Annotated in this window: 6 protein-coding genes; all 6 read left to right on the forward strand. The window is 40.1% G+C overall.

Going from position 1 to position 25,527, the window contains the following annotated elements; all coding sequences use genetic code 11:
* Positions 1-247 precede the first annotated feature (247 nt).
* The 6 genes from JL001_RS15630 (at position 248) to JL001_RS15655 (ending at position 25,521) form a co-directional block, all read left to right on the forward strand.
* A complete protein-coding gene (locus JL001_RS15630; RefSeq protein WP_200977694.1) occupies positions 248-18,961 on the forward strand; it encodes a gliding motility-associated C-terminal domain-containing protein in 18,714 nt (6,237 codons plus the stop codon).
* 5 nt (positions 18,962-18,966) lie between these two features.
* Entirely contained in the window at positions 18,967-19,941 is a 975-nt protein-coding gene (locus JL001_RS15635) for a type IX secretion system membrane protein PorP/SprF (protein ID WP_200977696.1), read from the forward strand.
* A gap of 261 nt (positions 19,942-20,202) precedes the next feature.
* A complete protein-coding gene (locus JL001_RS15640; protein ID WP_200977698.1) occupies positions 20,203-21,000 on the forward strand; it encodes a DUF5675 family protein in 798 nt (265 codons plus the stop codon).
* Positions 20,997-22,727 (forward strand): N-acetylmuramidase domain-containing protein, encoded by a 1,731-nt coding sequence (locus JL001_RS15645; protein ID WP_200977700.1) that lies wholly within the window; start codon positions 20,997-20,999, stop codon positions 22,725-22,727. The genes JL001_RS15640 and JL001_RS15645 overlap by 4 nt, the downstream gene beginning before the upstream one ends.
* Positions 22,724-23,356, forward strand: a complete 633-nt coding sequence (locus JL001_RS15650; RefSeq protein ID WP_200977702.1) for a DUF4230 domain-containing protein — start codon at positions 22,724-22,726, stop codon at positions 23,354-23,356. The genes JL001_RS15645 and JL001_RS15650 overlap by 4 nt, the downstream gene beginning before the upstream one ends.
* Positions 23,353-25,521, forward strand: coding sequence for a DUF4230 domain-containing protein (locus JL001_RS15655; protein ID WP_200977704.1), 2,169 nt, complete (start codon positions 23,353-23,355; stop codon positions 25,519-25,521). The genes JL001_RS15650 and JL001_RS15655 overlap by 4 nt, the downstream gene beginning before the upstream one ends.
* The last annotated feature ends 6 nt before the right edge of the window (positions 25,522-25,527 follow it).

A 25,527-nucleotide genomic window follows, 5' to 3' on the forward strand; every position in this document is an offset into this window, starting at 1 on the left:
TTGAATTTCACATTTAAAAGGAAAATTGTTGTGAACTACATTCCTGATATCTATTTCAGAAATTATAATTCAAATGTTCATCTGTCTTAAAGTGTTAAGAATCTACAGTTTAGTTTTTGAAAACGGATTTTAATGTTCGTTGCTTTTAACCAAGTGAATTGATTTGTTTCATGCTTTTTAATGATGTTGAACCTCCCAAAGTTACTTGGAGTGATTTGATATTATTAATTAAAACTTACTTAAAGCCATGGTCATAAGACAAAGTGCCATATTAGTTTTAATTGCTTTTTTTAGTTTAACTGATCAAATAGCATATGCGAAAAGTTATAAAGATGGATCCGCTACAGCATTCACTTATCATGAGGCCTTTGTCAATGATTTAATCATAGATCAAACGGTGAATAATAATTCTCCTGAAGTTGGAAGCGAGATAATTTTGACACTTTCTGTGAACAATAACAGTGAAGATCCTGCAACGGGTGTGGTTGTAAGCAGTCCATTGCCCAGTGGATTATCTTATGTCAGGGACAATGGTGGCGGTACTTATGATTCAGGTTCTGGTGAATGGGGAATAGGAGGGTTGGATCCCAATCAGTCCATTTCTTTAGAAATAACAGCCAAGGTTAATGCCAGTGGAAATTATCAGGTTAATGGAAGTGTGAGTGGAGATCAAATAGACTTAGTTCCTTCAAACAATTCAAATTCTCTGACAATTACCCCGATTCCGATTGCAGACGTATCTATTGGCAAAACGGTAAGTTCAATGACACCCAATATTGGAGATGAAGTGACGTTTACCATAATCTTGGACAATATGGGGCCATCTGCTGCCAGCGCTGTACAGGTGGAAGATCAATTACCAAACGGTTATTCATATGTTTCCAGTAATGCCAGTCAGGGTTCTTATAACAGTAATACAGGAATATGGAATGTAGGATCAATAAGTTTTAATGATCAGGTCACTCTAAACATTAAAGCAATAGTGCTTCAACCAATTGGTAGTATCAACTATAACAATACAACAAGTGTTGTTAACCAAGCAGAGATTGATCCTGTTGCTGATAACAATACAGCTTCTATTTCTACCGAGCCAGTTGCTAATCCTAGTTGGACCATTAGCAAATCCAGTAACACGCCCAATTATTCCAGTCCAGGCGATGAAATTATTTATGATATTAGATTAGAGAATACCGGTAATGTGAATATCAGTGAGGTAAGTCTTGTGGATGAACAAGTGGACTCAGGTCCAAATCTGACCAATGGCGATAGTAACGGGGACAATATTTTAAATCCTGGAGAAATTTGGGTTTTTAGGGCTACTTATAATGTGACCCAAGAAGATATAGATAATGGTTCGTTTACCAATACCGTCTCGGCTCGGGGAAGCCCTTTGGAGGGGGATCTTGATGAAGTAACAGACCAGGAAACAGTCAATGCCAGTCAAAACCCGTCATGGATTTTATCCAAGTCCAGTACCAGCTCACCCAATGAATTTGATCGTCCTGGAGATGTATTGACTTATGAATTGATAATTGAAAACACCGGTAATGTTTCTATCAGCAGCCTAACCCTCTCCGACAATCAAGCAGATGAAGCGCCGACTTATATCAGTGGGGATGAAGATAATGATGGGGTTTTGGATGTAGAAGAGTCATGGACCTATAGCGTAAGCTATACCGTGACTCAAGAAGACGTTGACAATGGATCGTTTACCAATAATGCTGCTGCTTCAGGGGTTGCGGCGGGAGGAACCCTGTCCGATGCTACTGCCACTGAAACAGTAAATGCTGTACAATTACCTGCGTGGACCATTAGCAAATCCAGTGTGACTACACCTAATTCCTACACCAATGTAGGAGATGAACTTATTTATAGCATTGATGTAGAAAACACTGGCAATGTTTCTATTGCTAATGTAAATATTAGTGATCCAGGTGCGAGTTCAGGTCCCGAATACAGCTCCGGTGACATCAATGATAATAATGTTTTAGATGTAGGAGAAACCTGGACTTATACGGCTGGTTACATAGTCTCACAAGAAGATATTGACAATGGTTCTTACACCAATACTGTTACTGCTTCAGGAGATCCTTCTGGAGGAGATTTGCCCGATGTGAATGATACCGAAACCATACCGGCCAATCAGGAACCTTCTTGGACTCTTTCCAAATCTGCTATTACTACAGGAGGATATACTGATCCTGGAGATGTCATTGAATATGAAATTTTGGTTAGTAATACAGGAAATGTTTCCATTTCAGAAGTAATTATAGACGATGAGGAAGCGACAAATGGAGCTGTATATCAATCAGGTGATTCGGATAATGATGAAGTGTTGGATGTGGGTGAAACTTGGGTGTATACGGCTTCCTATGAGGTTACTCAAGAAGATATTGACGCAGGCAGTTATACCAATACGGCCACAGCTAGTGCAGTTCCTGCTGGTGGAAATATAGATGACCTAACTGCCAATGAAACGGTGAATGCCAACCAAAACCCCAGTTGGGAGATAAGCAAAACCACAGGGGAGGTCAGCTATTCAGAGTTGGGTCAGACTTTGACTTATGAAATCACCTTAACCAATAGAGGAAATGTTTCTATATCGAATGTAGTGGTCAGTGATCCGCAGGCTACAGAAGGACCGACTTACCTTTCTGGTGATGTAGGAGTAGATGAAATAATGGGGCCAGGGGAAACTTGGACATACTCAGCGAGTCACGAAGTCACCAATGAGGATCTTGATAACGGTTCATTTACCAATACCGTGACCGCTACAGGCGATCCTGCTGGAGGAGTTTTGGATGAGACAAATGATGAGATAACCATAAACGCAGTACAGGATCCATCTTTTACAGTGTTAAAAGTGGCTGATAAGAATGGATACAGTGAGGTTGGGGAAGTAATTACCTATACGATTTACCTCAATAATAATGGTAACGTTTCTTTATTTGACCTACGAGTTACTGACCCCTTGACCCGTTTGGATGATGGCATTGATGTATTCTATGCAGGAGACACCATATCATTTACGACTACCCATACTGTTACCCAAGAAGATATTGATAATGGTAGCATTGAGAATGTTGCTTCCATTTCAGCAACGGATCCTGAGGGGAATGAGTTGACGAGTAGTGACGATGAAATTATCAATGCTTCTCAAACTCCAAAACTGACCATTAGTAAGTCTTCTGCGCAAACAGAATACGATGCGGTCAATGAAGAATTGGTATATACCATCCTAGTTGAAAATACAGGTAACATAACCATTGAAAATCCTGTGGTCAATGATCCTCAAGCAAGCACTGGCCCTACTTATCAGTCTGGGGATTCCGATTCTGATGGAATTCTGGATGTAGGAGAAATCTGGACTTACACTGCTACTTATTTAGTTACCCAAGAAGATATAGATAATGGTAGTTTTACCAATACCGCAACCGCTTCAGGAGATCCTGTAAGTGGCACACTTAGAGAAGAAAGTGCAAGCGAGATGGTAAATGGTATCCAATTACCTGAGTGGACCATCCAAAAAACCAATACCAATACACCAAATTCTTTCTCCCAAGCTGGTGATGAGCTGACCTATGATATTGTGATCACCAATACCGGAAATGTTTCCATTAATAATGTAGACGTTTTTGACCCAACAGCTACCACAGGACCAATTTATCAATCAGGAGATGTGGATGGTGATGAGGTATTGGATGTAGGAGAGTCATGGGTGTATTTGGTAACCTATACAGTAACTCAGGCCAATGTAGACGCTGGAAGTTACTCCAATACCGCTTCAGCTAATGGAAATTCAATTGGGGGCACCCTCCCAGAAGTGAGCGATGAAGAAACTGTTGTTGCGGAGCAAGTTCCTGCATGGACTTTGACCAAAACGGCCAATAAGGATACCTATCAGGAGGTAGGAGAAACTATTACTTATAGCATTGAAGTGGAAAACACAGGCAATGTGTCTATTTCAAACCCAGTGGTGGATGATCCCCAAGCTAGCAGTGGCCCGACTTATCAATCTGGAGATACAGATAGCGATGGACAGATAGATCCTGGAGAAATTTGGGTTTATCAAGCTAGCTATGTTGTAAGTCAAGAAGATATCATTAATGGTAGTTTTACGAATACCGCTACTGCTTCAGGAACTCCTTCAGGAGGGGATTTGACAGATGCCTCGGATGAAATTACAGTAAATGCCATTCAGGTTTCTGAATTAAGTTTGGATAAATCGGTTTCACAAGCCACCTACTCAGAAGATGGAGTGGTTCTGGAGTACACCATTGTAGTAAGCAACAGTGGTAATATGCCTGTCTCTGATATAAATGTTTCAGACCCTCTTCTTGGGATAGATGAAAGCATTGATTCACTTGACCCAGGAGACAGCCAAACTTTTACCGGCTCCTATACGATTACACAAGAGGATCTGGACAACGGCAGTATAACAAATGTAGCTACTGTATCAGGGGAAGACATTGAGGGAGCTTCAGTAGATGATACAGATGAGGCTACTTCCACTGCCATTCAAAATCCATCTATTAGTATTGAAAAAGAGCTCAGTGATGAAGGCTTTAGTGAAGAGGGAGACCAGCTTAATTATACTATCACCGTAACCAATACAGGGAATGTTACCTTAAGTAATGTCCAAGTAACGGATCCATTGACTGGTTTGGACCAAAACATCCCTTCATTAGAACCGGGTGAATCCGTTGATATCAATACAACTTACACAGTTACACAAGAGGATGTGGACAATGGTGTGGTGACCAATACAGCATCGGTTATAGGCCAAGACCCTAATGGAGCTGATGTTTCAGATACAGATGATGAAACAATCAATGGAGCCCAAACAGGAGATTTAGATGTTAAAAAGACAGTAGAAGAAAGTGGGTTTTATGAAGCTGGAGATGAACTACATTACACACTTACGCTGACAAATAATGGAAATGTTGATGTAACGGATATCACATTGACTGATCCTTTGACCGGCCTTACAGAAACGATTGACTTATTAGAGCCTGGAGAAAGTCTGACTTTTTCGACCACCTATACAGTGACCCAGGAAGATGTAGATAATGGAATGGTTTTGAATACAGTTAATGTCACAGGAACTGATCCTGACGGAAATACAGTAACTGATACAGATGATATTGCACTTAACGGATCTCAAAATCCAGAACTTACCGTTAACAAAACTTCCGTAGAAAGTGAATACAATTCTGCAGGGGACGTCATCACTTATCAAATAGTTATTACCAATACTGGAAATGTGACCATTACGGATATAGTGGTAACTGATCCATTAACTGGGGCTAATGAGACCATTCCAGAATTGGCACCTGGAGAATCATACACAATTAATACTGATTATACCGTGACAGCTGATGATGTTTCCAATGGAAACATTGCGAATGTAGCTACAGCCACAGGTCAAGATCCAAACGGAAATGATGTAAGCGATGGTGATGCAAATAATATTTCCATAAGTGGAACAGATAGGTATGAAATAAGGATTTTAAAAGATGTTCAGGAATTTGGTTACAGTGAAGCAGGCCAAATATTGAACTATACGATTGTAGTCCGAAATAGAGGGACTGTTTTATTGGAAAATATTTTGGTTACAGATCCATTAACTGGACTAAATGAAACAATACCTTCTTTAACCCCTGGCCAAGCAGAGACCTTTAATGAGACTTATACTGTCACACAGTTAGATGTTGATAATGGAATTATAAATAATACTGCAACAGCAGCAACCAATACTCCAGTTACCTTAAGTGAAAGTGTAGATGAGTCGATTGTAGGAGCACAGACACCAGCAATAAAATTGAGGAAAACGGTGGAAGAATCAGGTTATGAATTACCAGGAGAAGTATTGACCTACAATGTAGAAGTAGAAAATACAGGTAATGTGACTTTGAGTACTGTGAATGTAACTGATCCTCTTACAGGTTCTGATGAGACTTTGGCAAGCCTTGCTCCTGATGAAGTTCAAACTTTTACTTTCAATTATACAGTTACCCAGGAAGACGTTGATCGTGGATATGTTGAAAATATAGCCAGTGTCACCTCAACAGCTCCTAAAGGAGAGATAATTGAGGATGGAGATACGGTCAGGTTAAGTGGGGCTCAAAATACCAAATTGTCCCTAATTAAGACAGTTTCTGAATTAACTTACAACCAGGTTGGTAATGAGTTGAATTATACCATAACCGTCGAAAATACAGGTAACACCACTTTATTTGATCTATTAATTGTTGATCCTTTAACGGGCTTAAATGAGACAATTAGCAGCTTGTCTCCCGGAGGTAGTGAAGAATTCAATGAAACCTATGTGATCACCCAAGAGGATTTGGATTTAGGAGCAGTAAATAATACAGTTACATTATCGGGTGAAGATTTTAATGGAATTCCGATAAATCGTGAAAGCTCAATTAGTGTTCCAGCTTCTCAAAACCCTCAACTAACCGTCACTAAAACTCCAGACATCACTACGTTTGACCAGATAGGAGTACTTATAAATTATGTAATCACAGTATCTAATACAGGTAATATTACCATCGAAAATATATCTGTAACCGATCCAAAGGCAAATAATGGCCCAACATATCAGTCTGGAGATGTCAACAGCAATAACATTATGGAAGTTGGCGAAACTTGGACTTATTCTGCAGATTATACCACTATTCAGGAAGATATAGATAATGGAGGCTTCACCAACACAGTTACTGCGACTGGAGATCCAGCGGGTGGAAACTTGTCCAATGGTATAGCTTCAGCAACGGTTAATGCGGTTCAGAATCCTGACTGGACCATGTCCAAAACCAGTACCAATAGTCCTAATAGTTATAGTAATGTAGGGGATCAGCTTAGCTATGAAATAAGCTTAGAAAATACAGGGAATGTTTCAATCCGCAGCATTGTAATTACTGATGATGGTGCTGATAATTCTCCTGTCTTAACTTCCGGAGATAGTGACAACGATAATGAGCTGGATGTAGGAGAGATATGGCTTTTAGAAGCCATCCATACAGTAACCCAAGCGGATTTGGATGCGGGTAGTTATGTAAATGTGGCCATGGCATCAGGAGTTCCTGCCGGAGGAAGTTTGGAAAATATCAGTGATGATGAAACCGTCAATGCTATCCAGATCCCCGCATGGACACTTACCAAAAACAGCACCACTGAACCAAATTCTTTTAACAGTCCAGATGATAAGCTGAACTTTGAAATACTACTAGAAAATACAGGAAATATAAGTATCTCGGAAGTGACTTTGTCTGATCCTTTGGTTAGTGAAGGGCCTACTTACAGAGGTGGGGATAGTGATTTGGATGGCGTGCTTGATGTTGGCGAAATTTGGACTTACACCGCTAAATATACTACAAGCCAGACAGATGTGGATCAAGGTGAGTTCCTCAATACTGCTACAGTCACTGGAACCCCAGCCGGAGGTGATTTGGCGCCAGCAGTAGGAGAAGTAGTTGTGCCGGCCATTGAATCTCCTGCCTTGTCCATTACAAAAACAGTGGAACAATCTGGGTTTACAGAGCCTGGAGATATATTGAATTATACCATTACTGTAACCAATACCGGTAACCAAACCATTTCCAATCTTACCGTCAGTGATCCTTTGACAGGTTTAGAAGATGTTCTTTTAAGCTTGGCTCCAGGACAATCAAAAGTGTATAACGAAGTTTATACGGTTACACAAAATGATTTGGATATAGGTACAATTGAAAATACAGCCACAGCAATCGGGTTTGATCCGAATGATAACGAAATCTCAGATGAAGATTCAGAAATTATTAATGGCTCCCAGTCTCCATCTATTGATATCTTAAAAAGCGTTTCTGAAAGTGGATATATCCGGGCAGGTGATTTGGTACTTTATAGGATATCCGTTGCCAATACTGGTAATGTGACCCTTTTTGATGTCAGGATTACAGACCCAATGATTAATCTCGATATTACATTAGATGAACTGGCCCCTGGTGAGACCGAAAGATTTAATGACTTTTATGCTATAAGGCAAGAGGATGTAGATAGAGGTGAATTGGCTAATGTAGCCACTGTAACAGCCACAGATATCAACGGTGGTACATTAACTGATAGTGATGATGAGCTATTGATAGGTACTCAGGTTCCAGGAATGACAGCTTCCAAAGCAACCACAATAGATACGTACGATTCAGTTGGGGATATTATTAATTATACCATTTCTATTACTAATGCTGGAAATGTTACTTTGTTTAATGTACTGGTAGAAGACCCAAATGCAGAAATAACAAGCACAAACCCAGTGCCTAGCATTTCTCCAAGAGAAGTAGTTGTCCTTGATGCTATTCATGTGGTAACCCAAGCAGACATAGATGCTGGAAAATATATAAATCGTGCAACTTCCAATGGTTTTGACCCCATGGATGTTCCCATTGGTGCAACAACCAACCAAGTAACGGTTCCAGCTACTCAAAACCCATCGATCAGCATTAGCAAATCTACATCAACAGCAGACTATGATGAAGTTGGTGACATCATCAGTTATACCATAGAAGTTGAAAATACAGGGAATGTTACTTTGACAGATATCCAAGTATCTGATCCAAAAGCTGAGTTTATTTCCCCAACAGAAATCCCTGTCCTGGCGCCGGGTGAATCTGTCGTTTTAGATGCGCAGCATGTGGTAACTCAAGCAGATATAGATGCTGCTGAATATGCAAATGTTTCCCATGTAACGAGCAAAGACCCCAATAATGCGAATGTCAATGATGACTCTAATCAGGTAATTGTTCCTGCCATCCAAAGCCCTTCAATGGAAGTGGTTAAGTCCAGTGACCTCAGTACCTATAGTGAAGTTGGGGAAGTAATTCCATACGAAATTACAGTTCAAAATACAGGGAATGTAACTTTATACAATATCACTATTTCTGATCCAAAAGCGGAAGTCCTAAGTGGTAGCCCAATATCGGTTTTAGTGCCGGGAGAGTCAGCAGAAATCACTGCCCAACATATCGTTACCCAAGCTGATTTGGATGCTGGAAAATACACCAATCAAGCCACAGCTTCAGGTTCGGATCCGTTACAAAATGCTGTTGTGGAGGTATCGAATGAAGTAGAGTTGACTGCTGTTCAAACCCCTTCCTTTATAATTAGTAAATCTACTTCCACGCCGACTTATTCCGCTGTAGGAGATATAGCCCTTTATGAACTCAAAGTAGAAAATACGGGTAATGTGACCTTGTCAAATATCATTGTCACAGATCCGAAAGCTGAAATTACCAGTGGAAGTCCCATTCCTACATTGGCACCTGGCAAAGTTGCCAACGTGGCTGCTGAGCATTTAATCACCCAAGCCGATATAGACGCAGGAAGCTATACTAATATTGCCTTAGCTTCTGGAATTGATGTCAATGGAGAAAGGCTATCTACCAATTCAAATCAAGTAACCATTACTGCGATTCAATCACCTGCAATTGAGATCACCAAAACTGCTGATCCAACTAGTTATGAAGAAGTCGGTGAGGAGATTAATTACACAATTATTGTGACCAATACGGGTAATGTAACCTTGACAAATGTCCAAGTAACGGATCCTTTAACTGGACTGAATGAGTCAATTGGCACATTGGCACCTGGTGCAGAAAAACCTTATGAAACCCAAATCAGCATCACCCAAGAAGAGCTGGACTTTGGTAGTGTTATTAACACCGCTTCAACCAGCGGCTTTGATCCTAATGGAGCTGAAGTAAGTGATGAAGATGATGAAACAATAACAGCAGTTCAGGATCCTTCTTTAACCCTCACTAAAGTTGGAGATAAAACAAGCGTTTCGGAGGCTGGAGAAGTAATTAACTATACGTTGACAATTACAAATGATGGAAATCTTACGGTATCCAATGTGAGTATAAAAGACCCTTTGACTGGCTTGGATGAACTACTTCCAACCATGACTCCAGGTCAAACTGAGGTATTTAACGCCAGCTATCAAGTCACCCAAGCCGATATTGATAGGGGATCAATTCCTAACACAGCCACTGTCAATGGACTTGCGGCTAACGGAGATTTGGTCAATGACAGTGATGATTACGAAGTGCTGGCTGATCAACTTAAGTCATTGGAGATTAGTAAGCGAAGCAATGCATTTACTTACAGTATGGAAGATGAAGTACTGGAGTATCAAATAGTGGTAGGAAACACTGGAAATGTAACGCTGACCAATGTTTCGATATCCGATGCCCAATTAGGATATGAGCAACCTGTAGGAACCTTAATGCCTGGGCAAACTGCTGTATTCACCGTTAGTTATTCCATCACCCAATCCGATTTGGACAATGGAAGCTTTGTAAATACGGCAAATGTCACCGGCCAGGCACCAGATGGAGAAACTTTAACAGATGAAGATTCATTTACTACCAGGGCTCTTCAGGCTGGAGCAATTATGGTAGAAAAATCTGCTACGCCTAGGTTCTTTAACAATGCAGGTGATCAGATCACTTATTCGATAAGGGTTACCAATAAAGGTAATGTAACGCTATCCAATATTATAGTAACGGATCCATTGACAGGAATGAATGAGACCATTCCAAGCTTATCACCTGGTGAAGAACAAATCTTAAATACCATTTATGAGGTTACCCAAGAAAATGTTGATAGCAGGTCAGTACTTAATAGGGCTACAGCCATTGGCAGCACTCCAATGGGAAGTGAAGTAAGTGACTTTGATGAGTTCAGAATTTATTCATACGGTACTCCTGGAATTGAAATCACCAAATCAGCCACGCCAGTGACTTTTGACCAAGCAGGAGATGTGATTGAATATGTATTGGAGGTTGAGAATATTGGAAACCTAACCTTGGAGAACGTAGTGGTTTCTGATCCACTTACCGGGTTAAATGAAACCATAGCTACATTAGAGCCAGGCCAAGTTGAAGTATTCAATACCTCTTATGAAACTACACAGGAAAACATTGACCAAGGAGAGTTAGCAAATACTGCCTCAGTATCTGCAACAGCTCCAAGTGGCAATGAAGTAACAGATTCAGATAGGGCAGTGGTAATTCCAATTCGATCTGCCAGTATGGAACTGGTTAAGACCGCCGATCCAAGTTTGGTTAGTGAGGCAGGGGCTACTATTTTATATTTCTTTGAATTGACCAATACAGGAAATGTCACCTTGACCAATGTCCAAATTGTAGATGAAAAAATTGATTTTGATCAACAAGTAGGCACATTGGCACCTGGACAGTCCGTAAATTACTCCGCGTCCTATGAAGCTACCCAAGAAGATATAGATGCTGGGGTTATCATTAATACAGCTCAAGCTAATGCGCAGGACCCATCTGGAGAAGGCCTAAGTGTCGAAGATCAAGCAACCGTTCTGGTAAGAAGATCTGGCAACATAAGTGTCACAAAAGTTGCTGATGTCAATACAGTGACTTCAGCAGGTGAAATTATTCATTACAACATTGAGGTTACTAACTCTGGAAATGTCACCTTGACCAATGTTCAAATAACAGACCCATTGACTGGAATGGATGAAAACATTGGTAGCTTGACCCCAGGAGAAAGCCAGCCTTTTGAAACCAGTTATAATGTCAGTCAAGCAGATATTGATGCTGGTGAAATTCCGAATACAGTTGTTGCACAAGGAATCACACCGGCAGATAGAACCGTAATTACCGAAGCTGAGGAGTTGGTTACCGCACTGAAATTAGGTAGCATCCAAATTGAGAAATCAACAGAGTTACCTTCTTATAGTCTTGTTGGAACAGAAATTCCATATACCATCACGGTTACCAATAATGGAAATGTAAGCCTTACGGAGGTAATGGTAAATGATCCATTGACAGGTATGGTACAATCCATTGAAATCTTGGTGCCTGGTGAAAGCCAGTCTTTTGCAACAAGCTATACCACCACCCAACTAGATCTGGACAATGGCCAAGTAAGGAATATAGCCACCGCAAGAGGAAGGACTCCTCAAGGTGTTTTGAAAGTTGATGCAGCTGTGGTAGAGGTACCAGCAGAACAAATGCCTGCACTTGACCTAGTGAAAACAGCCGATGTAAGCAGTTTCTCTGAAGTAGGTGACGAAATCAACTATACACTTGTTGTAACCAATACGGGTAATGTAACCTTAAATAATGGAACGATCTCTGATCCTTTAACTGGCCTGAATTTAAGTGGAGGTACATTGGCTCCAGGCGATAGTAAAACATTTGAAACTCAATATGTCATCACACAAGAGGATATAGATAATGGGCTTGTGAGCAATGTGGCGACCACTAGTGGTAAGTCTCCATTGGGTGTGACCGTAACAGATCAGGCTGAGTTAGTAATAAATGCCAATCAAAGTCCATCCATATCACTTATAAAAACTTCAAGCATTAGCACTTTTGATGAGGTGGGGGTAAGAATCACCTATCAATTGACAGTGACCAATACCGGTAATGTAACTTTAACTGATGTTCAAGTTACAGATCCATTAACTGGGATGGAGGTGAGTGTCGGCAATTTGTCTCCTGATGAGGAAAAAGATTTCACGACAAACTATTTGACTACACAATCAGATTTGGACGTTGGTGCTGTGATAAATGATGCAGTTTCTACAGGCTTGGATCCGTTAGGTGAGATGGTAAGTGATACGGCTCAAGTGACAGTTTCTGCAATTCAAGAAGCTTCCATAACACTCGAAAAAGCAGCTGATAGATCCAACTACGAAGTGCTCGGGGAAGTGATCAGTTACACCCTTGTGGTAACCAATACGGGAAATGTTACTATGACCGATGTTCAGGTTTCAGATCCATTGACAGGAATGAATGAAAATATCGGAGATATGGCTCCTGGAGATGTAGAGGAATTTACATCAACCTACACAATAAGTCAGGTGGATTTGGATCAAGGAAATGTGACCAATACAGCTACTGCAGTTGGGGTAGACCCTGAAGGGGCCTCAATATCAGATAGTGATTTTGTGGAAATAAACGCAATTCAAGAACCATCAATAAGTCTGGAAAAATCCACTGAGGCTACTACTTATGATTCAGTCGATGAAGTGATTTTCTATACCTTACTAGTTACCAATACCGGTAACGTAAGCTTGGAAGAAGTAACTGTAAGGGATCCGCTAACGGGTTATGTAGAGAATGTTGGAACTTTGGTTCCTGGAGAAAGTAGGACGCTTACCACAACTTATACAGTCACTCAAGCTGACTTGGATAAAGGTTTGATTACCAATAGGGCCACTGTAGTTGGAGTTGATCCGATCGATCAGAGAGTGAGTGATGAAGCTGCAGTAAGCATTGAGGCCAATCAGTTGATTGAGATTGGATTGGACAAAAAGGCCAGTCCTAAGACTTACTCCCAAGTTGGACAAGAGATCACCTATACCTTAACCGTGACTAATGAAGGTAATGTGACCTTGAAAAATGTATTGACTGAAGATCCATTGACTGACTTCAGTGAAGTAGTAGCTGAGTTGCTACCTGGACAGAGCGAAAGCTATGCTATTTCCTATTTGATTACCCAAGCTGATTTGGATCGTGGTCAATTGGATAATGAGGCAATTACTTCTGGTGTAGGTCCTGAAGGAACAACCGTAGAGGACAGTGACACGGAGCAAATCTTTGCATTGCAAAGTCCAAGCCTTTCGGTCGACAAAACAGCGAATCCAAAAACTTATGCATCACCTGGAGATGTCATCACCTACACCCTTGTGGTGACCAATACAGGCAATGTTAGTTTGAGGGCAGTGGATGTGGAAGATCCTTTGACGAATTTTGATCAAGTGATCAACTTGATGGCACCAGGAGTTTCTCAGACATTTACTGCAAGCTACACGGTGACTCAAGACGATATTGACAATGGAAGCATAACAAATACAGTTTCGGCATCTGGTATTTCCCCAAGCAATGAAAGCGTGACAGCAGAGGATAATGCCAAGGTTGTGGCTTTACAGGCCGGATCGATTGAGATAGAAAAAACTGCCAATCCTAAGATTTTTGAATTTGCAGGAGAGGTAGTTAACTATACCATCACCATTACCAATACAGGTAACCTTACCTTGACCGATTTAGAAGTCATAGATGATAAGGTTGGGTTTGCTGAGAACCTTACAGTATTAGTACCTGGAGAAAGTGAAACATATACCTTGGACTATACATTGACTCAAGAGGATATAGATGGTTTGATTTTAATCAATACCGCTTCTGTAACAGCTACCACACCTGATGGTGAAACTGTCACAGATACCGATAAAGCAGCTGTAGGAGCAAGAGGGGAAGGCGCCATCGAAGTGAAAAAGACATCTGATCCTAAGCTATATAATGAGCCAGGTGATATCATTACCTACACTTTGGAAGTGGAAAATATTGGGAACGTGACCTTGTCCGATGTGGTTTTACAAGATCCATTGACCGGATTTGTCCAAAATATAACTGAGCTTCTTCCTGATGAAATACAGACTTTCACCATCGACTATATAGTGACTCAAGATGATATTGACAATGGTTTGATCACCAATACTGCTACAGCAGAAGGAACCACTCCAGTGGGTAAACTGGTAAGTAGTGATGATAGTGCCGTAGCAATAGCACTAAGGTCTGGAAGTATAGAATTGGTGAAATCAGCTGACGTGGATGTGTATGATGAAGCAGGTGATGAAGTCAATTATACGTTGGTGATCACCAATACTGGAAATGTCACCTTGACCAATATTCAAATAACAGATCCATTGACGGGATTTGACCAAAGCATTCCGAGCATGGCTCCTGGACAACAGGAAACCTACAATGTTATTTACACGGTCACTCAGGACGATGTGGATTGGGGAAGCATCAGGAATGTCGCTAATGCGACTGGTACGACCCCCGCAGGAAATGCAGTCAATGATAGTGATGAAGTCCGAATTAGAGCACTGAGAGCTTCCAATGTGGATTTGGAAAAAACGGCAACTCCAAAAGTTTACTCTAGCCCAGGGGAAATCATAACCTATACTGTCAAGGTGTTCAATACCGGAAATACAACTTTGAGCAATTTGACCGTAGGCGATCCTTTGACGGCTTTGTTGGAAAATATTTCAAGTATTGTTCCAGGAGATTCTGTTGAATTTACCACCAGTTATACAGTCACTCAAGCTGATATTGATCAAGATGAAATTATCAATACAGCGGCTGTGAGGGGATTTGATCCAAATAGAATTACCGTTGCTGCAGAAGATGATGCGAGGGTTGTTGCACTGAGGTTGGGAAGACTTCAAGTGGTTAAGGAAAACCTCACCGAAAATTATAATGCAGTTGGGAATTTGATTAACTACACTGTTGATGTTTCTAATATAGGCAATGCCACATTAGTGGATGTAAAAGTAACGGACCCATTGACAGGAATGGTTGAAAACATCACTCAGCTAAGTCCAGGAGAGACAGTGTCATTTACCACGAGCTATTCCGTTACCCAGGTTGATTTAGATGCTGGTGAGGTGAGCAATACAGCTTCAGCAATCGGTTTGAGTCCAAGTGGAAGGGAAGTGGAAGCCTCCGATGATGCGTTGGTGCCAGCTGTAGAACAAGGTGCTGTTGCCATTACCAAGACGCCAGATGTTTTATCTTATAGTGCTGTAGGGGAAATTGTCAATTATACTTTAACGGCTACCAATATTGGAAATGTAACGCTTTCCAATACGCGTGTCATTGATCCATTAACCGGCTTTGACCAAGCACTTGGAAAGCTTGCTCCTGGTGAGTCCAGAAATTTGACGACCAGTTATACCATTAGCCAATCAGATTTGAATAGGGGGATGGTTACCAATATGGCTAGCATTAGCGCAGTTACTCCGTCTGGAAAAGTCGTAAAAGATGAAGCAAGCGCTGCGGTAAGTGGTGTACAGGAGCCTGCCATTAGCCTGACCAAGTTGTCCAATAAATCGACAGTTTCAGAAGCTGGTGAATTGATTACCTATAGCTTAACAGTTACCAATACAGGAAATGTAAGCTTACATTCCTTAGCTTTGGTGGATCCGTTGACCGGACTTAGTGAAACGGCTACAACTTTTGCTCCTGGTCAAACTGCTACTTTGGAAAGCAGTTATGAGGTCACCCAAGCAGATATAGACGCTGGACTTATCATAAACAACGCTTCCGTGCGAGGGCTCTCTCCAATGGATGTTTTAGTGGAGGATAATGCTAGTGTGGAGGTAACAGTTCTTCAGGAGCCAAGTATTGAATTGGAAAAAACAGCCAATAAACCTTCTGTTTCACAAGCTGGTGAGATGATAAGCTATGACCTTACGGTCAACAACATGGGCAATGTTACTTTGACGAATGTTACCATTATTGATCCACTTACTGGACTGGAAGAAAATATCGGCGATTTGGCTCCTGGACAAAGCGAAACCGTTTCAAGTACTTATTCCGCAACACAAGTGGATATTGATGCAGGAGAAATAAATAATACGGCCAATGTGGAAGGAACTTCTCCTCAAGGCATTGCAGTAGAGGATAGTGCTTCTGCTCAAGTGTTGACAGAAAGGACTCCTAACATCCTCATAGAAAAAACAGCGAGCCAAACCAGCTACAGTGAGGTAGGGCAAGAGATTAGATATACCTTGACAGTGACCAATACTGGTAACGTAAGTTTGTCAGAGGTTTCAGTGACTGATCCATTGACAGGTACAAATGAAGGAATGGGAAGTCTGTTGCCAGGCGAATCTGCTTCTGTAGAAACGAGTTATAGTATTGTGCAAAATGATCTGGATGCGGGCAATGTGCTCAATACCGCAAGTACTAACGGAAGATCTCTTGATGGAATAGTGGTGGAAAGCGAGGATAGCCAAGAGATCTTTGCCATCCAGCAAGGAGAGATCAGTTTGGAAAAAACAGCTGATCAAGAAAGTGTCAGCGAAGCTGGTGAAATCATCAATTACACTTTGGTAGTGACCAACACTGGGAATGTTACCTTGACAGATGTAACGATCTCAGACCCTATGGTCAATCTAAATCAAAACATCGGTACGATGACTCCAGGCCAATCACAGGAAATTTCTACCCAGTATATGGTTAGCATTGAAGATGTTGCCAGTCAAACACCTATCATTAACCAGGCAGTGGCTACTGGTACGGATGTCAATGGCGAAATAGTGACCGATGATAGTGAAGCCCGCGTGACCATTCTTTGTTCTAGTAATACCTTGGTTACGGGCAGGGTTTATGTGGAAGAAAATAGTATGGCTTTGGAAAACATGCCTGTATTGTTGATTCCTGCGCAAAGCGATCGAGGAAGCGGTCAAATGGTGCTTACTGACGAAAATGGACAATACACCTTTGAAGGTATCCCAACAGGAAGCTATCAGTTGACTGTGTTTGATAGGAATTTGAATAAAAATCAAGGGCTTTACGCTTTAGGTTCTAACAGTCAAACTATCAATGTGGAAGTATGTAATTACCAAACTATTGATTTTGCTTATGCTCCATCTGAAATACCGATTATTCATGGTTATGCATGGTATGATCTGAATGGAGATGAAATCCAAAATGAATGGTTTGATGCCAACAACGATGGCCTTGTAACGAAAAATGCCATTGAACCGGGAGGAACTTTTAATGTAATTGAATGGGAGTGGTTTGATTTTAATGGTGACGACAGTTATGAAGGGATTGAAAATGATGGCGAGCTTAATAAAGCGGGCTTTGGAAATGCTGCTGGATTGAATATCCAAATAGAAGGACCAAATGGTTACTTCAGAAAAACAGCCATTAATGAATATGGATTCTGGAGACACTTCCTACAAAACACTGATCCTTATGGTGAATATACCATCACCCTGATTCCTGACAGCACATTTGCCCAAAATGGCATTACGCTAGCAGCTTCTGGTTTAGTGAAAATGCTGCCAAATAGCGGCTCCAGAATGACGGGTATTCAAGAAAATCTGGTTTGTGAATTTACCACAGAGCAAGTGCTCACGCAGGTACTATCGGTTGATAATGTTCCAGACTTTGACTACGGCTTGACCTGTAGACTGGAAGAAGAGTTGATCATTGCCAATGATGATGATTTTGGAGAATTCTTCTTGAGCTATGATGGTATCTTGGGTAATGTGCTTGAAAATGATTTGTTCGATGGATTACCTGCTTTACCGGAAGATGTGCTGATTGAATTTACAGATACAGATGGTTTGATCGGGTTCTTTGTTGCCGATAATGGTGATATCAATGTGCTTCCTGGTATCAATGAAGATAGAACGTATACGCTTCATTATGTGATCAGGGAAAGAGGAGATGAAGATAATTTTGATGATGCCATTGTCACTTTCACTTTGGTAAATGATGAAGTGGATCTCGCAATCAGCAAGACATCCTTTGATAAAGAGATTTACGAAGGAGATGAATTTGAGTACCAGATCATTGTGAACAATGTGCATGATACCGATGCGACCAATGTCACCATAGTGGATGTCATCCCAGATCAACTTACTTATCTCAGCTCAGAAATAGCTACTAATAGTGAACAAACTCTGGTCAATACCAATGTAATTGGCAATGAGGTGACTTGGGCAATGCCGTTACTGCCAATTGGCGGAGAGGTAATCATTACTGTTAAAGTCAAAGCTGGTGACCCCGCCAGTTTGGTCAATACAGCTATCGTCTCCGCATCGGAAGAAGATGTAAATCCTGAAGATAATACCGCCACTGATGTCAACGAAGTTCGTCCATTCAGAATTCCAAATGTCATTACGCCTAATGGTGATAATGACAATGACACATTTGAAGTGCTTGGCTTAGGTAAATTTGAAAGCAATAGAATTACGATATTCAATAGGTATGGAGACCACGTGTTTGAGAAAGAAGATTACCAAAATGATTGGAGCGCAGAAGGTCTGGTAGCCGGTACCTATTATTATATTTTATTGACCTATGATGCAGATGGTACTGAGCATGAGTTTAAGGGATGGATTCAAGTAATCAAAGAGTAGAAATCATGAAAAGGACTTTAAAAATATTTATCATTGGCTTTTTGATTGGAAGTTTTGGCATTGGAAAAATCTCCGCCCAGCAGCTCCCCCAGTTCAGCCAGTATATGTTTAATGGCCTGCATATCAATCCAGGATATGCAGGCTATAAAGGTGAACCTTATATCCAATCCACTTACCGAAGTCAGTGGGTTAATTTTCCAGGCGCCCCCAAAACCTTCACACTGACGGCCGACCTCAGCGCCAATGAAGGAAAAATGGGATTTGGGATCTCTTTTTTGAGCGATAAGCTAGGTCCTGCTAATACAAATGGCGCTTTGCTTACTTATGCTTATAGAATTCAAACAGGGGTGAATTCGTTTTTGGGTTTGGGAATTAGCGGTGGAGTTTCAGAATATGCGATTGACGGCTCCATGTTGGATCCTAATGATTATCCAGATGCAGAGCTTCCGCAAGGGAGGGTGAATCTTTTTACCCCTAACCTGAATGGTGGTATCTTCTTCAATACTACCCGATTTTATGCAGGATTGAGTGCTTACAATATGATTGGGAAAAAGTCTTTGGAAAGAGAGGATGTTGCTTTGGCTTATCATGACTTTCACTACTACTTGACTGCAGGATTAATGATTCCTGTTTCTGAAAATGTCCAGCTAAAGCCCTCATTTTTGATCAAAGAAGTGAAAGGATCACCTACGAATTTTGATTTAAATGCCATGTTTTTGTTTTATGAGAGAATTTGGTTGGGAGGTTCTTACAGGGCAAATAGTAAGCTGTGGAATGACAATTTGGAAGATAACTTGAACAACAGAAATGCGCTTGCATTGATTCTTGAAATTTTTGCTACTAACAACCTCAGGATTGGTTATGCTTATGATCATAGCCTAAATGTTTTGAACAATTACAGAAACAATAGCCACGAAGTGTCAATAGGCTATTATATATCACCTAAAAATGTTAGGATAAGAAATCAAAGATGGTTTTAATCGATTTTTGTAAATAAACTGTTTGTAATCGTTTTTGAGTTGTTTGTTTTTTGTTTTTCAATTGTTTGTTTGTTGTGCTTAGTTTTTGCAGTTTTTCTACTGTATTTATCTTTCTGATATTTTATGTTGTGCCGTTTTAAAATAGTTTATCGTCTTATATCTTGTTGATAATAAGTTATTTATTTGCTAAATTAAGTAGATAGAATACTAGATATTGTTTTTGTCGATCAAACACCAAGATACACCACAAAACTGTTTAAAATGAAACGATTCATTGGACTTTTAACCATCGCATTGGTAATTGTCATAGTCTTGATTTTTGTGACGAATCCTGAATTGCTAAATAAGGCATGGCTCTATATTATTGGGTTTATTGGTTATATCGTGATGCTTGGAGAAAAGGGTGTTTCAGCGGTTAAGAAAGCATTTGGTAGCGATAAAATACCTCCTGATAATTTGAGTCAAAATATCCCAAAAGAACAAGCTGTCAATGAGCTTAACCTAATTGAACTTGAAAAGAAGGTAGCCGACGTGGCAACCCAATTAAATAATGGCCAAATAGAAGGTAAAGCGCTAGGAAACGGAACCATTACGATCCTGAGGTATTTGGATGATGGTGAAAGTACTTTAGGGTTGTTGTTTTTAAGAAACCAGTTCTTTGCCTATACTTTAGAAGATACATTTAGAGTAGAAAAAGTACATGGAAAAACCAGAATACCAGAGGGGTTTTATTCTGTTGATTTTTTAAAGGAGCAGACACCCAAGACGCTGACTTACCGGAATAGCAGGCCTTGGTTTGATTATCATTTGGAAATTAAGGACGTACCCAATTTCAGCAATATTTACATCCACGTAGGAAATACCCATGAAGATACTAAAGGATGCATTTTGATAGCTGATGGGGTAAATGCGAGTACCTCCAAATCTGTTGCCATGTCAAGGCAAGCCTATGAAAGGTTCTATAAAAAAATCAGCAGTTTACTGAAGTCCAATGAGAAAGTCAATATTCAAATTTATGATGAAGACTGGTTTGAAAAAAGCAAAATGACCACCATATGAACAAATTTATTCAACAAAATAAACTAGCTATCCTGCGGGTAGTGACCATTTTTATAATGGTGATACTTTGTGCTGTTTTGGTTTATTTCCTTCTTGATAAGCAAGATGAAAAGGGAGCAGACATTGGCGAAACCCAACAGTGGATAGGGGTGGGAGCAGTCTTTCTGGTCGGAATTGCTGTAGTGTATAGCGTGGTTGTCAAATATTTCAGATCACCAGAAAAGAAGAGAAGAATATACCGAAACAAGTACCATGATGTGTTTTTCAAGGGAACCGTGATTTTTGCCATTTTATTGGCAATAGGAGGAAATCTGTATGGGTTACTTTCCTATTTTGAAGGAGGTAATCCTTATCGGATTGTCGGACTATCGATTACGGTGATTTGGTTAGCGGTGTTTATGATCTATTTTGTGTGGTCGGTGTACTTTTATAATATCAACTATGGAATCACAGATGAGGAGTGGGAAAAGATTTTTAGGGCAAAAGAAATGAATGAGTTTGGTGTCACACATGATGATCCGGGCCTTGTGGAACCGCTTTACAATCCTTATCGAAGTCAGACCTTTGGTCTTCCTCCTGGAACAGTTCGGGGCATGATTGCCTTTACATTGCTGATTGGTGGAATTTCTTTATTGATCAGTAGTTATGGCCTTGATTATGTTTCCAACGCTGAGGTAGCCCTTAGGGCAAAACAATTTGAATTTTTTGAAACAGCATTTTTGATGATGATAGCATTTTATTTTGGCGACAAGTCTTTGAAATACCTTCAGAAAAGATGGAATGGAAATCAGAAACCAACGGAAGATAATGAGGAAGAAAATAGCCAAAAAACTTCTGGTAATCCTCTGGAAACAAAAACTACTGAGACCTTTAGCTTTCCTACTTCGGATCCAATGGCCATTGAGGACCAAGCTTTTTTGGAAGAAGATGAGATGTTTGCAGAGAACAATAAAACAGCAGATTTAACCAAGCCAGTTACCCAACTAAAGAATGCTTTAAATACTACTCCAACACCCCCTGTTACAGCTATAGGTTCTGCCTATGTGCAAATCATGGACAATATCAATGCGAAGTTATTGATAGATGAGGAAATCAAAGAAGCCTTGGTTGAATTGAAAGCAGAAAAAGAAATTGAATTGACCCTACCTATTGTAAAAGCTGTTATCTCTGTGGAATCTTCCGGGAGAGGGCATTTGAAGGATGGTAGGGCAAAGATTCTTTTTGAAGGACATAAATTTTGGTATTGGCTGTCCAAAGCTGGAAAGAAAGAGGAAGAGTTGGCTGAACTTCAAAAAGAGCACCCCAGCATCATTTACCCAAAGTGGACCAGAGAATATTATGGTTTAGGGAAAGAAGAGTACAAGCGCTTGGAATTAGCCAAAACAATAGATGAAAAAGCAGCAGTTTATTCAGCCTCTTGGGGGCTTTTCCAGATTTTAGGAGAGAATCTTGAAAACAATATTAAAAGCAGAAATTACAAAGACGTAGCAGAATTTGAGGCAAAGCAGCATGAAGCAGAGTACTACCATTTTCTTGATTTTCTTGCCTTTATCCAATATAAAAAATTGAAAGGTAAAGCTTTGATCAATTATATCGCGGAAGGAAATGAAGGTGGATATGATTGGGCATCCTTCGCTTATGGCTATAATGGCAGAGGTTATAAGGTTAATAAGTATGATCAGAAAATGGAAGCAGCTTATCTTAAATTCAAAAAGGAATTGGGATGATTGGTTCCGTTACATATCGTTTCATATGCCATGTTTGCTGTTGTGTTTGCCTGATATTTTTCTCTTGTAATCGAGATGAAAGAGCATTGGTGGTGGGCAAAATACAACTTGCAAGCGATTTGTCCACTACTGAGTTTGTGATTGATAAGGTTGTCTTTGGCACAAAAACCAAGAAACTGTTGTTGATCAATATCAGTGAAGCGCAGTTTTTGGCTTATTCCAAAGCAACGGTCAAGACTGGAGTGGATCTCAGCAAGATTAGCCCAGAGGATATCATAATTGATAGAAACAAAATTGAACTGAAACTTCCAGCAATTGAAGTAATCAACTTTTCTTATCCTCCATCCAGTTTTGTTGAGGATACTTTAGTCTCTGATACCAGGTCATTTCTAAATAAAATCAATATTCGAGACCAAGAAGAGTTTTTCCGATTGGCTGAATTGGACATTCGATCCAACCTTCAATATATGGGGTTGGTGAAAACCTCCCAAGACCATACACGAAAGATGTTCAAAGTACTTTTGAGTTCTTTGGGGTATAAGGAGGTTTATATCAGCTTTAAAAGTGATGAGCTATTAATTCCACAGGTGAATCTACTGGCGGATCAAGATCAAATTGTAAGTCCATGATTGGTTTACTATTTAAAAATTGGCGCTTTATTATTGATATCCTATTGGTGATAGGAGTAGTGATTCTATTGTTTTGGTGGAACCCTATGGGGATTTTTGGGGGAGGCCTTAAGTTAGAAGACACAGCCAATATGGTTACTGAAGTCAATAAAATTGGCGAGCTTGTGACGGCCGAATATTATGGAGAAGTCATTACTTCCATTGATGAAGCCAGGCTTAATCCGATAAAATCAGAAGACATCAAAGAAGAAATTGGTATCCTACAGCTTGATTTGCTGGCGGCTTTAACCAATTTAACTAACTATCAAAAAAGACCTGTGGATCATAGGGTAGAAGAATATAGGGAATCCGAAAAGATCAATAATTGGAGAAGGATTATCAAGCATGAAGTAGACAGTAGAAATATCATGGAAAAGTTGGCGTATTTAGGGTATTTGGATGAAATAGCTGCCGATCCATTGTATGATGATCTGATGGAGTTTTTGTGGAGACAAGAGTTCGAACCTGCAACTGATAAGGAACCGAAAACCAGGGATCTTGAAAAGACCATGTTTCAACTTTATAATGGTCTTGATAATCAACAACCATTTAATGAAGAATTGAAAGTAGCTTTTATCAGTAACTATCATAGTAACCTCAATGAGAATTTAAGTAGAAAAGAGTCCAGAAAGAGATTGACCATGATCGGCAGAGGATGGGTAAAAGCAGGTTTTGATTTTGGAGAACTGGGGCCTGAGTCGGTTGTCTATTATGAGGACAGGGGAATTGTACATATTATAGGTTTGACCCCTAAAATATTGAATGCGGATATAAACCCTTGGTTTATCCCGGAAAAGGGAATTCCAGGTTTTCAGATTCTGGATGAGAAGGGTCAGGTAAATTTCCATGATGCCAAAAGGGTCAAACAATACTGTATTGATAAGTTAACCATGTATGCTTATCAAGCTCAGATTCTGGAAAATGCCAGAAAACAAGGAGAAGAAACCTTGAAAAACCTTTTTTCTCTTTTGACGGGTCAAGAGATCAAACAAGTCGTTTTTCATAACAACCCATTTATTGAATTTGCGAAAGAAGCAGAGGAGGATGAATGGATAAGCTATTCGGAAGCTTATTTATTTGATTCTTTGTTGAGAATGGAAATAAAGAAAATAGACTCTCTCAAAAATACGGTACAAAACCAGTCAATCAATAGGGGATTTGCTGAGGAAAATGAGAAGATCATTGTTCAAATTCTCGAAAGGTTCCAACAATATCCCTATCAAGATGGTAAAGCCAAATTCAATTATTTTTCCCTGCAAAAGAGCCAAATAGCTGAGGACAGTTTGATTGATAAAAAGGAAATTGAGTTACTACAAAATATGAGAGTGGGACTTAGTTTTGGGTCAGAAATAAGCCAGATTCAATATGCAAATGTTTTCGATACTTTGACAGGATATTGGTTTGACCATCCCTTGAAATATGCTAAAAGTTATAATGAGATGCTGCATGCACTCATTGAAATGGATTTGGGCCTTACTGATGTAGAAACTGCTACTTTAGCAAAAACTGAATTTAATTTGTTGATAGTGAAAGATAGTATTAGGGTTTCCCATTATGAATACTTAGATCCCAATGAAGAAAAAGTTCTGTTGTCGTATTTTTCCAAGAACTTTAGTGACAGTTTATATACCAATTGGCTCTATCCTATAGCCCTAAATTTGGACAGTTTATATGCTTTTAAGGAAATGGATAAGCCTTTTGAGGATAGTTTGTCCATAGCGTCAGAGAATGTACTTCCAAAACGGACAACTGGTTTTTGGTATTTTGACTCTTCCTTGAACCCAACAGAGGCTTTTGCCGTCAATCTCAATCCTGAAAGCCTTTTGCCAAAACCACTGCTTCTTAAGTTTGAAACAACTCCATACCTTTACCACTCTGAATTTGGTTTTTTAGGAAAGGGAAACTTTAATCTCACTGTAAGCGCGGACGCTCTGTCAAATAAAAGAATACTCAATGAGCAGCAAACCAAAGAACTGAGCGGTTTTCTTAGCCTTATGATCCAAGTAAGGATGGCAGAAGATTCCAAATCACTTTTGGATAAAACGACTGATTGGGTCAATAGTAGAACCAAAGACAGAAAGGGCGCCCAAGTTTACTTTACCAAAAGAGGCTTTCAAGTGAAGTAGTTATGG

It is taken from the genome of Echinicola sp. 20G (assembly GCF_015533855.1).
Lineage (GTDB): Bacteria > Bacteroidota > Bacteroidia > Cytophagales > Cyclobacteriaceae > Echinicola.

Bases quoted from the DNA above. Each gene is read 5' to 3' on its own strand.
- JL001_RS15630 (WP_200977694.1), top strand. From the start codon at position 248: ATGGTCATAAGACAAAGTGCCATATTAGTTTTAATTGCTTTTTTTAGT.
- JL001_RS15635 (WP_200977696.1), top strand. From the start codon at position 18,967: ATGAAAAGGACTTTAAAAATATTTATCATTGGCTTTTTGATTGGAAGT.
- JL001_RS15640 (WP_200977698.1), top strand. From the start codon at position 20,203: ATGAAACGATTCATTGGACTTTTAACCATCGCATTGGTAATTGTCATA.
- JL001_RS15650 (WP_200977702.1), top strand. From the start codon at position 22,724: ATGATTGGTTCCGTTACATATCGTTTCATATGCCATGTTTGCTGTTGT.
- JL001_RS15655 (WP_200977704.1), top strand. From the start codon at position 23,353: ATGATTGGTTTACTATTTAAAAATTGGCGCTTTATTATTGATATCCTA.
- JL001_RS15645 (WP_200977700.1), top strand. From the start codon at position 20,997: ATGAACAAATTTATTCAACAAAATAAACTAGCTATCCTGCGGGTAGTG.